12 protein-coding genes are annotated in these 14,838 nt (G+C 61.5%); 6 read left to right on the top strand and 6 right to left on the bottom strand.

Annotation, left to right across the window (positions count from 1 at the left end):
- Positions 1–102: 102 nt before the first annotated feature.
- Positions 103–1,326 (top strand): EAL and HDOD domain-containing protein, encoded by a 1,224-nt coding sequence (locus tag ACB028_RS08985; RefSeq protein WP_371144087.1) that lies wholly within the window; start codon positions 103–105, stop codon positions 1,324–1,326.
- Here ACB028_RS08985 and ACB028_RS08980 read toward each other — a convergent pair.
- Positions 1,323–2,486 carry an acetyl-CoA C-acyltransferase gene (locus ACB028_RS08980; protein WP_371144086.1) on the bottom strand — a complete coding sequence of 388 codons (1,164 nt, stop codon included), beginning with the start codon at positions 2,484–2,486 and terminating at the stop codon, positions 1,323–1,325. The two genes, ACB028_RS08985 and ACB028_RS08980, sit on opposite strands and share 4 nt — an antisense overlap.
- Positions 2,487–2,606: 120 nt before the next feature.
- On the opposite strand from ACB028_RS08980, the gene ACB028_RS08975 reads away from it, so the two are divergent.
- Positions 2,607–3,002, top strand: a complete 396-nt coding sequence (locus tag ACB028_RS08975) for a MerR family DNA-binding transcriptional regulator (RefSeq protein WP_042026319.1) — start codon at positions 2,607–2,609, stop codon at positions 3,000–3,002.
- A 106-nt stretch (positions 3,003–3,108) separates the two neighbouring features.
- Here the strand turns inward: ACB028_RS08975 and rplY are convergent, their stop codons facing one another.
- From rplY to ACB028_RS08950, 5 genes are all read right to left on the bottom strand, one after another.
- Entirely contained in the window at positions 3,109–3,396 is a 288-nt protein-coding gene (rplY, locus tag ACB028_RS08970) for a 50S ribosomal protein L25 (RefSeq protein WP_024945378.1), read from the bottom strand.
- Positions 3,397–3,513: 117 nt separating this feature from the next.
- Positions 3,514–4,362, bottom strand: coding sequence for a hypothetical protein (locus ACB028_RS08965; protein ID WP_371144085.1), 849 nt, complete (start codon positions 4,360–4,362; stop codon positions 3,514–3,516).
- 96 nt (positions 4,363–4,458) lie between these two features.
- Entirely contained in the window at positions 4,459–8,358 is a 3,900-nt protein-coding gene (gene hrpA / locus ACB028_RS08960; RefSeq protein WP_371144084.1) for an ATP-dependent RNA helicase HrpA, read from the bottom strand.
- A 213-nt stretch (positions 8,359–8,571) separates the two neighbouring features.
- Positions 8,572–8,994: a CBS domain-containing protein gene (locus ACB028_RS08955; RefSeq protein WP_042026485.1), complete on the bottom strand. Its 423-nt coding sequence runs from the start codon at positions 8,992–8,994 to the stop codon at positions 8,572–8,574.
- Positions 8,995–9,143: 149 nt separating this feature from the next.
- Positions 9,144–10,031, bottom strand: coding sequence for a LysR family transcriptional regulator (locus tag ACB028_RS08950; protein ID WP_371144083.1), 888 nt, complete (start codon positions 10,029–10,031; stop codon positions 9,144–9,146).
- A gap of 117 nt (positions 10,032–10,148) precedes the next feature.
- On the opposite strand from ACB028_RS08950, the gene ACB028_RS08945 reads away from it, so the two are divergent.
- The 4 genes from ACB028_RS08945 (at position 10,149) to sbcB (ending at position 14,710) form a co-directional block, all read left to right on the top strand.
- Entirely contained in the window at positions 10,149–11,300 is a 1,152-nt protein-coding gene (locus ACB028_RS08945; protein WP_371144082.1) for a methionine aminotransferase, read from the top strand.
- A gap of 8 nt (positions 11,301–11,308) precedes the next feature.
- The gene (locus tag ACB028_RS08940) at positions 11,309–12,124 is read left to right on the top strand and encodes a carbon-nitrogen hydrolase family protein (protein ID WP_371144081.1); all 816 of its coding nucleotides are present in this window, start codon (positions 11,309–11,311) and stop codon (positions 12,122–12,124) included.
- 51 nt (positions 12,125–12,175) lie between these two features.
- On the top strand, positions 12,176–12,946 hold the full coding sequence (locus ACB028_RS08935) for an ABC transporter substrate-binding protein (protein ID WP_223377577.1): 771 nt from the start codon (positions 12,176–12,178) through the stop codon (positions 12,944–12,946).
- Positions 12,947–13,282: 336 nt separating this feature from the next.
- Positions 13,283–14,710, top strand: a complete 1,428-nt coding sequence (gene sbcB, locus ACB028_RS08930) for an exodeoxyribonuclease I (protein WP_371144080.1) — start codon at positions 13,283–13,285, stop codon at positions 14,708–14,710.
- Positions 14,711–14,838: the final 128 nt, after the last annotated feature.

Below are 14,838 nucleotides of genomic sequence, written 5' to 3'. Positions count from 1 at the left end.
AACAAACACTATGCCAGTCATTGACTCAGCGAGCCGGGTCAATACTGGCATAGTGCCGCGCTACACCATAGAATCAAGCCAGTACCCATATCGGAGCCAGGCATGTATTCCTACGTAGCTAGACAGCCGATCCTCGACAAGGATCTCAATACCCATGCCTATGAATTGCTCTTTCGCGATAGCCTGAACAATGTCTTCCCCAGCATCTCCTCCCAGCAGGCCACATCACGCCTGGTGGTGGAGCAATTTTTGCAGCAAAACATCGATCAATTGCTGGGAGGCCGACCCTGCTTCATCAACTTCCCTCACTCCCTGTTGCTGGATGGTCTGGCGGAATGCCTCCCTCCCGACAAGGTGGTGATTGAAATTCTGGAAGATGCGGCGCCGGATGATGCTCTGCTGGAGAAGGTCAAACAGCTGCATACACAGGGCTACCAGCTGGCACTGGATGACTTCACCCTGTCGCCGGAGTGGGAGCGTTTCCTTCCCTTTATCCACATCATCAAATTTGATCTCAGGGCCACCTCCCTGTTCCAGATCAAGGTGTTCATTCAACGTCACAAAAGCCTCAACCTCACCTATCTGGCGGAAAAGGTGGAGGACAAGGCCGAATTCGAACGGATGAAGAAACTGGGCATCCAACTGTTTCAGGGGTTTTTCTTCAGCCGCCCCGAACTGGTCAAGCAGGCGACCATGGAGCCGACCCAGGTAGTGGTCATGCAGCTGCTCAACGTGGTCAATCAGGCAGAGCCCGACATCAACCGGATTGAACAGCTGCTGAGTCAGGACGTGGCCCTCTCCCTCAAGTTGCTGCGTTATGTCAATCATCTCAAGGGGCGTACCAATCCCATCTCTTCCTTTCGTCAGGCGGCCATCTACCTTGGCAACACCCAGCTAAAGCGCTTTGTCTCCCTGGTTGCCGCCACCAGCGCAGGTAAAGGCAAGAGTGCCGAGCTCTATCAGATGTCCCTGATCCGGGCACGTTTCTGTGAATTGCTTGCCCATGTCCATGCACCCGCCCAGCAGGAACCACAGGCCTTCATCACCGGGCTCTTCTCGCTGCTGGATGTGTTGATGGAACAACCGATGGACACGCTGCTGGGTACCATTCCGCTCGCCGAAGAAATCCGGTTGGCCCTGCTGGAGCGCAAGGGCAACCTGGGTTTCTACCTCGCATTTTGTGAAGAGTACGAAAGCGCCAACTGGACACAAGTCTCAGCCAGAACGGCCAGACTGGGGCTGAGCGAAGACAAAATCAGCCACCTCTATCTGGCCGCCACCACCTGGGTCAACGAACAGTTCCAGGCGATGACGGCAACCGACTAGTCGATCTCGACCGCTATCGCGGTCGCCTCCCCGCCCCCGATACAGAGCGCAGCCACCCCGCGTCGCAAACCCCGTTGGCGAAGCGCCGCGATCAGGGTCACCAGCACACGGGCGCCGCTCGCTCCCAGCGGGTGACCCAGGGCGCAGGCGCCACCGTGCACATTGACCTTGTGATGGGGAATACTGCATCCGGCCATCGCCAGCATGGTGACCATAGCGAAGGCCTCGTTGATCTCGAACAGATCGACCTCCTCCACTGACCAGTCGAGTTTGGCCAGTAGACGAGAGATGGCACCGATGGGTGCCGAGGTAAACTCCGCCGGCAACGCGGCATGGCTCTGATAACCCACGATCCGGGCCAGCACCGGGATCTGGTGCGTTTGCGCCAGCTCGGGCGCCATCAGGATCAAGGCGGCGGCCCCATCGGAAATGGAACTGGCGTTGGCTGCCGTGATGGTTCCCTCCTTGCCGAAGGCCGGCTTGAGCGTGGGGATCTTGTCAGGTCGCCCCTTACCGGGCTGCTCGTCTTCGGCAAGCAACAACTGCTCGCACCGATAGACGGGGGCCAGCTCGGCGGCAAAAAGTCCTTCCTGCTGGGCCTGACGCGCTCGTTGCAGCGAGGCAAGAGCAAATTCATCCATGGCCACCCGGGTCAGTCCCGCCTGATCGGCGCTGTGCTGGGCGTGGATCCCCATCAACTGGCCATCATAGGCATCCTGCAGCCCATCAAGGAACAGGTGATCGAGCACGGTTTGATGTCCCATGCGAAAGCCGCTGCGCGCTTTGTCCAGCAGATAGGGGGCACGACTCATGCTCTCCATGCCGCCAGCTACCACGACCCGGTTATCCCCGAGCCGGATGCTGTCTGCGGCCAGCATCACCGCCTTCATGCCGGAGCCACACACCTTGTTGATGGTCGTGGCGGGGACCGCAAGAGGCAGACCGGCCTTGAGCGTCGCCTGCCTCGCCGGCGCTTGGCCGACACCGCCTCCGAGCACATTGCCAAGATACACCTCATCGACCTGCTCCGGGGACAAGCCACTCTGCACCAGGGCCGCCTGAATGGCACAAGCCCCCAGCTCCGGGGCCGACACCTCTGCCAATGCTCCTTGAAAGGCTCCCATGGGCGTTCGTTTTGCCGCTACGATTGCAATATCCATTTGCTGCTCTCTCCTTGTTGGATGGTCCTAACATATGTGCTCTGGCGCCATGGAACAAGAGTTGCAGTGCAGTTTACGTTTAGGTAAGGTGCCCTCAGGATCGTTTGCCAAGATAGCCATATGAATAAAACCAAGGATGAGAGCCGGCGTTACAGCATCAGTGAGCTGGCCCGGGAATTTGATGTAACGACTCGCAGTATCCGCTTCTATGAAGATCAGGGCTTGCTTAACCCCGCCAGAGAGGGGCAGACCCGTATCTACAGCAAACAGGACAGGGTGCGCCTCAAACTCACTCTACGCGGTAAACGGCTGGGGTTCAGCCTGGCAGAGATCCGCGAACTGTTTGATCTCTATGATGCCGACAAGAGCAGCCGGACCCAGTTGCAAACCATGCTCGAACTGGTGGCGGAGAGAAGGGAAACCTTGCAGCAGCAGATGGAAGACATCCGGGTCGTGCTGCTGGAGCTTGAGGCCGCCGAGCAGCGCTGCCAGCAGGCGCTGAACCAGATGAAATAACAAGGGAGTTCTCCTGAACGCGCACTGGCAAGTGCCAACCGGGGAACACCGGATAGCAAAAAGCCACTCCTGAGAGTGGCTTTTTCTTCAACTGGACAGTTAGCGATTAAACGCGAACGAAGTCCAGGTGAACCAGCTTGTAACGTACCGGGTGACGCTGGATAGCTTTCACTTTTACGTTAACTTCTTCGCCGTTGATCACCAGAGTCAGTACGGACTCATAGAATTCCGGCTTTTCTTGGGCCAGGATGAATTTCTTGTGGTCAACAGTGATGGACTGGGCTTCTTTGCCTGCACCGTAAACGATGGCAGGAACTTGGTCAGCATGACGCAGGCGGCGGCTCGCACCTTTCCCCAGGTCAGAACGGACTTCAGCTTGGAATACGAAAGACATAGTAAGTATCTCTTTTAGATGAATGTATGGTGTTGACTGCGACCGGTCAGCACCTCGCAAAACGAGCGCGAATACTACCACGGGCCAATATCGGATACAAGGCGCGTACTTCTCTATTTAATTGCCCTGTTCCAGCCAGGCAAACTGCTGCTGACGCTGGCCCGGGCTCAGGGCATCAAACTGTGCCAACGTCTCGGCGCGGGGGCAATAGAGCGCATCCCCGGTCTTGACCCGAATACCGTTGCCAAGCCGAGAACGGTTATCTGCCGCCAGCGCCAACAGGTAGCTGTAAGTGTCCGCCCCGATGCGATTGGCCAGCTGATTGGCGATACGCCACAGGGTCTCACCGGCAGCCACCCTGTGACATAGAGCCCGCCCATCCCCAGCCGCCGGTTCGAGTTCCGTCAGCTCATCGTATGGATAGGAGGGCGATGACATCCCTTCGGCCAACACCATGCCGGCTCCTGCCATCGTCCGGACGTTCATCCCCAGTTGTGCCAGCAGAGGCTCCCCCCCCTCGTCCCGTCCGCGCAGCGCCCGTTCATTGCGTGCCAGCTCCGGCATGCGGAACTCGGCGATAAAGGGAACCAGGGCATCATCTTCACGCGGTGACGCTGCCACCAGAGTGGCCGCGGACGCCGTGGTCACGCCCTGATTGGGGGCAACCCCGTAGGCCATCTCGTCGATGCGCCTGAGCCTCGCCAGATAAGCCTTGGAGAGCTCGGCCTCCCCTTCGAACAGATCGAACGGTGGTACCAGCCTGGCAGGAAAGAGGATCTGCCAGCGCCCGTTTTTCTGCCTTTGCGCCAACGGTGGAAACTGGTTGCCATGCCAGGCCACGAACATGGCGGGGGGCGTGCGCCCCAGCGGATAATATTCCGGGTTCAACTGTACCCAGGTTTGTTCGGCAATAGGTTGGTAACCGCTGATCACCACCTGCGCCACACTCAACCAGATCCCCAGCATCCTGCCTCCCTGTCTGGTTTGGCAACGGGGCGGCCAATCCTGCCCCTCCCCTTGTCAACGACACATATCATCTTGTTAATTCAGACAAATAGCAGCTTAGCACTGGGCGATGGCGTTTAGCACCCGTTTATCGGAGACCGGATAGGGGGTCCCCAGATTCTGGGCAAAGAACGACACCCGCAGCTCCTCGATCATCCAGCGGATGTTGGCCACCTCGGTGGGCACCAGCTGGGATTTGGGGATCTTGGCCAGCAGCGCCTTGTATTCCGACTCCACGCTGTGCACCTTGAGCATGTAGACCCGATCCCGGTTGGGATCGATGGCCAGCTTCTCCAGGCGCCGCTCGATGGCGCGCAGGTAGCGCAAGAGATCCGGCAACCGCTGCCAGCCGGTCTCGGTCACGAACCCCTTGTGAATGAGGTTGCCGAGCTGCTGCTGGATGTCGGACATGGCAAAGGCGGTGTCGAGCTGCATCTTGCCCTTGAGGCGTTTTTTGATCTCATGGGAAAGGGTCAGCACGGCTTCCACCTGCTTGGCCACTTCCACCACGGCGTCGTTGAGCTCGGCGCGGACATACTCCTTGAGCGCCTCGAAGCCGGCCTCGTCCCAGGCCATGCCGCCGTGCTGCTCGATGAGCTTGTCGCAGCCGCAGGCGATGCAGTCATCGATAAGCTCCGCCACCTTGCCAAACGGATTGAAGTAGAGCCCCAGCTTGGCCTTGTTGGGCAGCTTCTCCTGCAGGTACTTGATGGGAGATGGCACGTTGAGCAGCACCAGCCGGCGCTGGCCCGCCCACATCAGCTGCTGCTGCACCACCGGGCTCTCCACCAGCTGGATGGCGACCGAATCCTTCTGATCCACCAGGGCCGGATAGGCCTTCACCTCGAAGCCGCTGCGCTTCTGGCTGTACTCCTTCGGCAGCTCGCCAAAGCTCCAGAGGGTGAGGCCGGACTGCTCGATGTCGTCGTCCGCCACTTGCGACAAGGTCTCCTGCACCTTGCCGCGCAGGGACTCTTTCAATGCCTCCAGGTCCTTGCCTTCCGCCACTTTCTTGTGCTTGTCGTCCACCACCCGGAAGGTGAGTTTCAGGTGATCGGGCACAGCGGTCCAATCCCAGGATTCGCGGGGTACGGCCACGCCGGTCATGCGCCGCAGCTGGCGCTCCATCTCGTCCAGCAGCGGCCCCTGCTCGGGGTTGATGCTGGCGAGCAGCGCATCGGCATAGTTGGGGGCTGGTACGAAGTTCTTGCGCATCGGCTTTGGCATCGACTTGATAAGGGCCACCAAGAGCTCGTGACGCAGCCCCGGGATCAACCACTCGAACCCTTTCACCTCCACCTGATTCAGGAGCGGCAGCGGGATGTGCAGGGTCACGCCATCGGCGGCCTCCCCCGGTTCGAACTGGTAAGTCAGTTTGAGCTTGAGGCGCTCCTGCTGCCAGAAGTTGGGATAGTCGAGATCGCTGATGTGGGCCGCATCCCCCTTCATCAGCATCTCTTTTTCGAAGTTGAGCAGCTCGGCGTCCTGCTTCTGCGCCTCCTTCCACCACTTGTCAAAGTGACGGGCAGAGATAATTTCTTCCGGCAGGCGGGCATCGTAGAAACGGAACAGATCCTCGTCATCCACCAGGATGTCGCGCCGGCGCGACTTGTGCTCCAGCGCCTCCACCTCGGCCAAGAGCTTGCGGTTGTCGCTGAAGAAACGGTGACGGGTCTCGAAATCCCCCTCCACCAGGGCGCGGCGAATAAACAGCTCGCGGCACAGGGCCGGATCGAGGCGACTGAAGTTGATGGTGCGCTCGGCAACCAGGGTCAGGCCATAGAGGGTCACCTTCTCCTTGGCCATGACGGCGCCATTTTTCTTCGACCAATGGGGGTCGCTGTGGTGCAGCTTGATGAGATGGCCTGCCAGCGGCTCCACCCACTCGGGTTCAATCCTGGCGTTGATGCGGGCGTAGAGACGCGAGGTCTCAACCAATTCTGCGGCCATCACCCACTTGGGCGGCTTCTTGAACAGACCCGAGGCCGGGAACAGATGGAAACGGCCATTGCGGGCGCCAAGAAATTCCGGCTTTTCCAGATCCTTGTTGCCGATGTGACTCAAGAGGCCGGTCAGCAGGGCGCAGTGCACCGTCTTGAAATCCGCCGGCTCCTGGTTGGCTTTAAAGCCCAGCTCTTTGACCGTCTGACGCAGCTGGAAGTGGATATCCTGCCACTCGCGCACTCGCAGGTAGGAGAGGAATTCCTTCTGGCACATGCGCCGGAACGGGTTGCTACCAAGGGCATCCTGCTGCTCTTTCAGGTAGTTCCACAGGTTCACGAAGGCGAGGAAATCGGACTCCTTGTCTTCAAAGCGTCTGTGCTGCTCGTCGGCGGCCTGCTTCTTCTCCATGGGCCGCTCGCGGGGATCCTGAATGCTGAGGGCGGCGGTGATCACCATCACCTCGCTCAAACAGCCGGTCTGCGCGGCGCTGATCACCATCTTCGCCAGGCGCGGATCAAGGGGGATGCGCGAAAGCTGGCGACCAATTTCGGTCAGCTGCAGCTTGGCTTCGCGATCGCCGGTGGCTGGCAGCTCGCGCACCGCCTCCAGCTCTTTGAGCAGGGTCAGGCCATCCTTGATATGGCGTGATTCGGGCGGCTCGACGAAGGGGAACGCCTCCATGTTGCCAAGGCCCAGCGCCAGCATCTGCAGGATGACCGAGGCCAGGTTGGTGCGCAGGATCTCGGGGTCGGTGAAGGCCGGGCGGCCGTTGAAATCCTCCTCGGAGTAGAGGCGAATACAGATGCCGTCCGCCACCCGGCCGCAACGCCCTTTACGCTGGTTGGCGCTGGCCTGGGAGACCGGCTCGATGGGCAGCCGCTGCACCTTGGTGCGCCAGGAGTAGCGGCTGATGCGGGCTGTACCCGGGTCAATCACGTAACGGATGCCAGGCACCGTCAGCGAGGTCTCCGCCACGTTGGTGGCGAGCACGATGCGCCGCCCGGCATGGGGCTGGAACACCTTGTTCTGCTCGGCATTGGAGAGGCGGGCGTAGAGCGGCAGCACCTCGGTGTCGCGCAGGTTGAGCTTGCGCAGGGCATCGGCGGTATCACGGATCTCCCGCTCGCCGTTCATGAAGATGAGGATGTCCCCCAACCCTTCGCGGACCAGCTCTTCGACTGCATCGAAGATCCCCTGCAGCTCGTCGCGTTCTTCAAGCCCTTCGCTCTTGTCACTGGTAAGTGGACGATAACGCACCTCCACCGGGTAAGTGCGACCTGATACCTCGATCACCGGCGCCTTGTTGAAATGGCGGGAGAAACGTTGCGGGTCGATAGTGGCCGAGGTGATGATCACCTTGAGGTCGGGGCGCTTGGGCAGCAGTTGCTTGAGATAGCCCAAGATGAAGTCGATGTTGAGGCTGCGTTCGTGGGCCTCATCGATGATGATGGTGTCGTACTGGGTCAGCATCCGGTCATTCTGGATCTCCGCCAGCAGGATACCGTCGGTCATCAGCTTGATGTGGGTCTGCTCGCTCACCTGATCGGTAAAGCGCACCTTGTAACCCACGTAATGGCCGAGCTCGGACTCCATCTCTTCTGCAATACGGGCCGCCACGGTGCGGGCCGCCAGACGGCGCGGCTGGGTGTGGCCGATAAAGCCCTTGACCCCGCGCCCCAGCGCCAGACAAATCTTGGGGATCTGGGTGGTTTTGCCCGAGCCGGTTTCGCCGGCGATGATCACAACCTGATGCTCTTGGATCGCCTTGGCGATCTCCGCCTGCTTCTGGCTGACCGGCAGATTGTCCGGATAGGTGACCCTGGGCACACCGGCCAGACGGGATTGATAGCGCGCCTCGGCCACATCCAGGTCGGCAGCGATGGTCTCGAGCACGGCGGCCTGCTTGGCTTCCGGTAGCTTCTTGGCCCCGTGCAGACGGCTGGAGAGACGGCGGGCGTCGAGGTTCATGCAGGCAGATAGACGGCGGCGCAGCGCCTCGATAGAGAGAGACAAGGTACGAATTCCTTAAAAGAGTGCCCATCAAGGGCCATATCGATAGCTGGGGGTGATCCTAAAGAGCGGGAATGAGTGGTGCAAGCCTTTCAGTATCTGGCGTTAATGGTTCAAGGCTAACTGCCCAAAAATGGCCGCAAGCCAGGGGCAACCCATATCAGAGACAAAAAAGCAGGCCAGCGGCCTGCTTTTGAGATAGTCACGTGCAGCGGCTTAGCCGTGCGCATGATGAACGAAGCAGGTTGTCAGCTGGGCATGGATAGCCTGCATCACGTTGTGGCGGTTGATCACCCCCACCAGATGCCCCTCCTCCACCACCGGATAGATCTTGGGTTTTTGCCCCATCATCATCTCCGCCAGCGCCAGAATGCTGGTATCCGGCCCCACCGTCAGCACCTCCTTGCGCATCACATCCTTGACCTGGGCCACCTGCTCGCAGTGATAGGCCTCCCTGAGCATGACGGCGATGCAATCCTGTTCGGAGATCCAGCCGATCAGGTGTCCCTTGTCATCAACAACCGGCCCCCCCAGCTGGTGGCTGTTCAAAAATTTCTCCACAGCCGCTTGCACCATCATGTCCGCCTTGAAGGTGATCGGCCTGTTTTGCATATAATCCCTGGCTTTTAGCGATTCCATATCCATTCCCCCAATCGGCGCCTTGCGCGCAGATACCGGCACTATGCACGGCTTATACCAAGCATAGCCCGCTCACCGCAGTATGGTCTTGTCGCCACCTTGTACCAAGGCAGCATTACATCACGTATATAGAGTCAGAATTATGTTTGTCAGAAAGAGGGGCGCTCGCCCAGCAACCACTGGCAGACCCGGGTTACGCCGGGAGGCGGGTTGCCTGGACAGACAAGCAGGGCGTATTCGTGATCCGTCTCCAGCACGGGGGCGAAGGGTGCCACCAGGGCGCCGCTCTCCAGCTCCTCGGCCACTATGGTGGGATCCCCGAGAGAGAGGCCAAACCCCTGCAACGCGGCATTCATCGCCAAGTCCAGGGTATCGAACAGCTGCCCCCCCTGGGGCTGCCAGGGGGTCGCGATGAAGGCGGTAAACCAGTTGCGCCAGTCCAGCCGATCCACGCTGGCATGGATCAGCGGCAACAGGGGGAGCTCCTCCAGGGAGCGTTCGAACAGGCGGTGCTTGGCGGCAAACGCCGGGGCGCAGACCGGGGTCAGCCGCTCCCGGAACAGAGGCTGGCTGTTGGGATAGCGCCCCAGGCAGGGCTGGTAGACGATGGCGAGATCGAACGGCTCCCGGGAGAAGTCGATGCCGTGGTGGTGGCTGCCACGCACCTCCACCGCCTCCCCTTCGAACGCCTGCAGCCGTCGCAGCACCCAGCGGCTGGCGCAGGAGGGCACCTTGATGCTGATGGCCTGCTCGTGGGGCAGGGCCTGCAGGGCGCTGAGCCCCTCCCCCATGCGCACCAGCCCCTCCCGGATGAAGGGCAGCAGGCGCTCGGCGGCCGGGGTCAGGCTCAGGCAGCGGGTTCCGCGCAAAAAGAGCGTATGACCGAGCCGCGCCTCCAGCTGGGCAATCTGTTTGCTCACCGCCCCCTGACTGACGCAAAGCTCGTCGGCCGCCAGGGTGAAGCTCAGATGACGGGCGGCGCACTCGAACACCTGCAAACCATACAGGGGCAAGTGGCTGCGGGGCGGAATAGTCAAGACAGAAGCCTCCATGCTTGAGAAAAACTCATGCATACCATGCCGAATAATCCGTTGTCCGGCAAGCGCCCCGGGGGTTAAAACAGGAGCTCATTCCCATACTCAGGTGACGGCGCCATGTCTTCCCCCCAGGTTCTCAGCAAACTGCCCCAGGTGGGCACCACCATCTTCACCGTGATCGGGGATCTGGCCGCCCGCCACCCCAGCATCAACCTCTCCCAGGGGGCACCGAGCTTCCCCTGCGATCCCGAGCTCATCCGGGTGACCCACGAGGCCATGCTGGCCGGCGAGAACCAGTACGCCCCCATGACCGGGCTGCCTGCCCTGCGCGAGCAGCTGGTGGCCAAGATTGCGACCAGCTACGGCCACCACTATGACACCGGCGAGGAGATCACCATCACCGCCAGCGCCAGCGAGGCCCTGTTCTGCGCCATCACCGCCCTGGTTCACCCAGGTGACGAGGTGATCATGTTCGAGCCGGCGTTCGACAGCTACCGCCCCATGATCCAGCTGCAGGGGGCCACCCCCGTGGTGATCGCCCTCAAGGCGCCGGACTTTGCCATCCCCTGGGAGGAGGTGGCCGCCCGCATCACTCCGCGCACCCGCATGATAGTGCTCAACACCCCCCACAACCCGACCGGCACCGTCTGGCAGGCGGCGGATCAGGAGCACCTCGCCCGCCTGGTGCGCGGCACCGACATCCTGATCCTCTCGGACGAGGTGTATGAGCACGTGGTGTTCGACGGCGCCCTGCACCAGAGCGTCATCCGTTACCCGGAGCTGGTGGAGCGCTCGGTCGCCGTCTTCTCCTTCGGCAAGACCTTCCACGTCACCGGCTGGCGCGTGGGCTACTGCGTGGCCCCCCGTTCCCTGATGGAGGAGATCCGCAAGGTGCACCAGTTCGCCATGTTCGCCGCCGACACCCCCATGCAGTACGGCTTCGCCCACCTGTTGCAGCAACCGGCTCACTACCAGGGGCTGGCGGCCTTCTACCAGCGCAAGCGCGACTTGCTGACCTCGGCCCTGGCAGAGTCGCGTCTGACCCTGCTCCCCTCCGCCGGCAGCTTCTTCATGCTGGCGAGCTACGAGCGCATCAGCGACGAGTCCGACAGCCTGTTCGTGCAGCGGCTGATCCGCGATCACGGGGTCGCCACCATCCCCGTCTCCGCCTTCTATCACGACGGCACGGATCAACGGGTCATCCGCCTCTCCTTCTCCAAGGATGACGACACCCTGCTGGCGGGCGCCGAGCGCCTGTGCCGCGTCTAGGAGGCCACATGGACAGCGTACGCGTCGCCGTGCTGCAGATGGTCTCCGGGGATGACCTCGACCACAACCTGACCCAGGCCGAGGCGCTGCTGCGCCAGGCGGCGGCCGAGGGGGCCGAGTTCGCCCAGTTGCCCGAATACTTCTACCTGATGCCAGAAGATGAGCGGGCACGGGTCGCCCTGGCCGCCCCCGTCGGCGATCACCCCCTGCTGGCCTGGGTACAGGGGCTGGCCCGGGAGCTCGGGATCTGGATCCTGGCCGGCACCCTGCCGCTGGCCAGCCACGAGCCCGGCAAGATGCACAACAGCAGCCTGCTCGTCGACCCCGAGGGCCACCTGGCCTGCCGCTACGACAAGCTGCATCTGTTTGGCTTTTGCACCGGGCAGGAGCAGTATGACGAGGCCGCGACCATGACCCCGGGGGAGACGGTGGCGAGCCATCCCCTGCCCTGGGGACTGCTGCGCCTTGGGATCTGCTACGACCTGCGCTTCCCGGAGCTGTTCCGGCTGGGGCCGGCCCCCGACGTCATCGCCCTGCCCGCCGCCTTCACCCACACCACGGGGCTCGCGCACTGGGAGCTGCTGCTGCGGGCCCGGGCGGTGGAGAACCTGGCCTTCGTGCTGGCCTCGGCCCAGGGGGGACACCACCCCGGCGGGCGCCACACCTTCGGCCATAGCATGATCATCGACCCCTGGGGCCGGGTACTGGCCCGGGTCGAGGAGGGTCAGGGCATGGCCATCGCCACCTTGGATCTGGCAGCCCAGCGCACGGTGCGCAGCCAGCTGCCGGCCCTCGCCCATCGCAAGATAACCGTCGGCCCCTAGGCCGACACCCGTTACGACCATCGACATGACGCCACATTCAAGGGACTGACTATGAAACTCAACACCGCAATGATGCTGGTGGCCCTGGCCACCACCGGCCAGGCTGCAGCCAAACCCCTGGTGATCGCCACCGACGCCACCTATCCCCCCTTCGAAATGGTCGACAGCAGCGGCAAGCTCGGCGGCTTCGAGGTCGAGCTGGCCTACGCCCTGTGCGAGGCCATGAAGACCGAGTGCGAGGTGATCAACCAGCCCTGGGATGCCCTGCTCCCCGGACTGCAGGTGCGCAAGTACGACGCCATCATGTCCTCCATGAACATCACCGACGAGCGGCGCCAGAAGGTGGACTTCAGCCAGGTCTACTACATGATGCAGAACCGCTTCGTGGGGCGCAGCGACCAGGCCGCCGACTTCGCCGATGAGCCGGCGCACTTCAAGGACAAGGTGATCGCGGTGCAGGAGGGCACGCCCCAGGACAACTTCGTCACCGCCCGCTACGGCGACGTGGCCAAGATCAAGCGCTACGTCAACGCCCAGTCCCCCATGCTGGATCTGCAGTCCGGTCGCGCCGACTACACCTTCGGCAACATGGTGCAGTTGAAGGTGGGCTTCCTCGACAAGGAGATGGGCAAGCAGTTCGCCTTCGTCGGTCCCCAGTTCAACGGCACCCAAGACAAGATCCTGGGCGAAGGGGTGGCGGTGGCGCTGCGCAAGAACAACGACCAGCTCAAGAGCCAGTTCGATGCCGCCATCGAGAGCGTCAAGGCCGACGGCACCTTCGAGCAACTGCTCAAGAAGTACCAGCTCGAAGATCTGCTCTAAGCGCTCAACTGGCAGGCCCTCGGCCTCAACTTGCCATGCCGGTCGGGCAACCCGACTGGCATGGTCTTTTTGGGAGTGCTCACCGCCCCTCAATGCCGGGGCAAGCGCAAGCATGCCCGCAGGCAACATTCGCCGTCGCAAATGGTCAGGACGCCCTGCCCGCCGACACTCCCAAGTACCTCCCCCATTTTTCCCCCTGCCGATTAAACCAGCAGGCAATTCCCCCAGGCTTCGCTCTGGCGGCACTATGGTTTACCATGCAGGTAATTGTGGTGCCTGGCACCGCCCACCCCGGCGCTAGGCGCCGCCGTCACCGGATACCCCATCTCGAACAACATGAGCAACACAGCGCACCCGGGCAGCGGGCCCACATTTTTCTTTCACGACTACGAAACCTTCGGCATCAGTCCAGCCAAGGACAGACCGGCGCAGTTTGCCGGCATTCGCACCGATGCGGATTTCAACCTGATTGGCGAGCCGCTGGTGATTTATTGCAAGCCACCAGCGGACTATCTGCCGCAGCCGGAAGCGTGTCTTATCACCGGCATCACGCCGCAAAAGGCGATGAAGGATGGGCTCTGCGAGGCGGATTTCATCCGCCAGATCCACGAGCAGTTTGCCACCCCGGGTACCTGCGTGCTGGGTTACAACAGCATCCGCTTCGATGACGAGGTGACCCGCTACACCCTCTATCGCAACTTCTACGACCCCTATGCCTACAGCTGGCAGAACGGCAACTCCCGCTGGGATATTCTCGACATGCTGCGGGCCTGCTACGCCCTGCGCCCGGAGGGGATCGAGTGGGCCTTTGACGAGGAGGGCAAGCCGAGTTTCAGGCTGGAGAAGCTCACCGTCGCCAACGGCGTGTCTCACGCCAACGCCCACGACGCGCTCTCCGACGTGCTGGCCACCATCGAGATGGCCAAACTGGTGAAAAAGGCCCAGCCCAAGCTGTTTGGTTATCTCTTTGATCTGCGCAACAAGAACAAGGTCAAGGCGCTCATTGACGTGGTGACCATGAAGCCGCTGGTCCATGTCTCCGGCATGTTCTCTCCCTGGCAGGGCTGCGTGAGCTGGGTATCGCCGCTCGCCTGGCACCCCACCAACCAGAACGCGGTGATCATGGTGGATCTCACCCGCGATCCCACCCCACTCATCGAGCTGTCGAGCGAGGAGATCCGCGAGCGCCTCTATACCAAAAAAGAGGAGTTGGGGGATCTGGCCGGCATTCCGGTGAAGCTGGTGCACATCAACAAGTGCCCTGTGTTGGCGCCGGCGGCCACCCTGACGGCGGAGCGCGCCGATGAGTTGGGCGTCAATCGGGAGCAGTGCCGCAAGAGCCTGGATCTGCTGCGCGCCCACCCCGAGGTGCGGGAAAAACTGGTGGAGGTGTTCAACCAGGAGTTTGCCGGCAGCAATGACGGCGATCCGGATACCCAGCTCTACGCTGGCTTCTTCGGCCATGGCGACAAATCCACCATGGACCTGGTGCGCGCTACCCCGCCGGATCTGCTGGGTGAGCGGGAGTTCGCCTTCAGCGACGCCCGCCTACCGGAGATGTTGTTCCGCTACCGCGCCCGCAACTGGCCCCATACCTTGAGCGAAGCGGAACAGAAGCGCTGGCGTCTGCACTGCAGCGACTACTTCAGCCATCATCTGCCCGATTACGCCCCTCGCCTCGAAGCGCTGGCAGAGCAAAATCAGGGTAACGAACGGAACTTTGCGATTCTCAAGAGTCTCTATCGTTATCTGGAAGAGTTATGAGTTGTGAGTGATTTCACATAAATCTTCCACACGGTTCCCCTTCATCGCGCAATAATGACGAAGGGGAATTTTTCCTCAAGTACCAATATCTTGTGAACGTCTCGCCATGATGGCGAGGCACGGTCAAC

This window comes from Aeromonas sp. S9(2024), from assembly GCF_041403185.1.
Classification (GTDB): Bacteria; Pseudomonadota; Gammaproteobacteria; order Enterobacterales; family Aeromonadaceae; genus Aeromonas; species Aeromonas enteropelogenes.
This window is presented reverse-complemented; position numbering and strand designations above follow the sequence as displayed.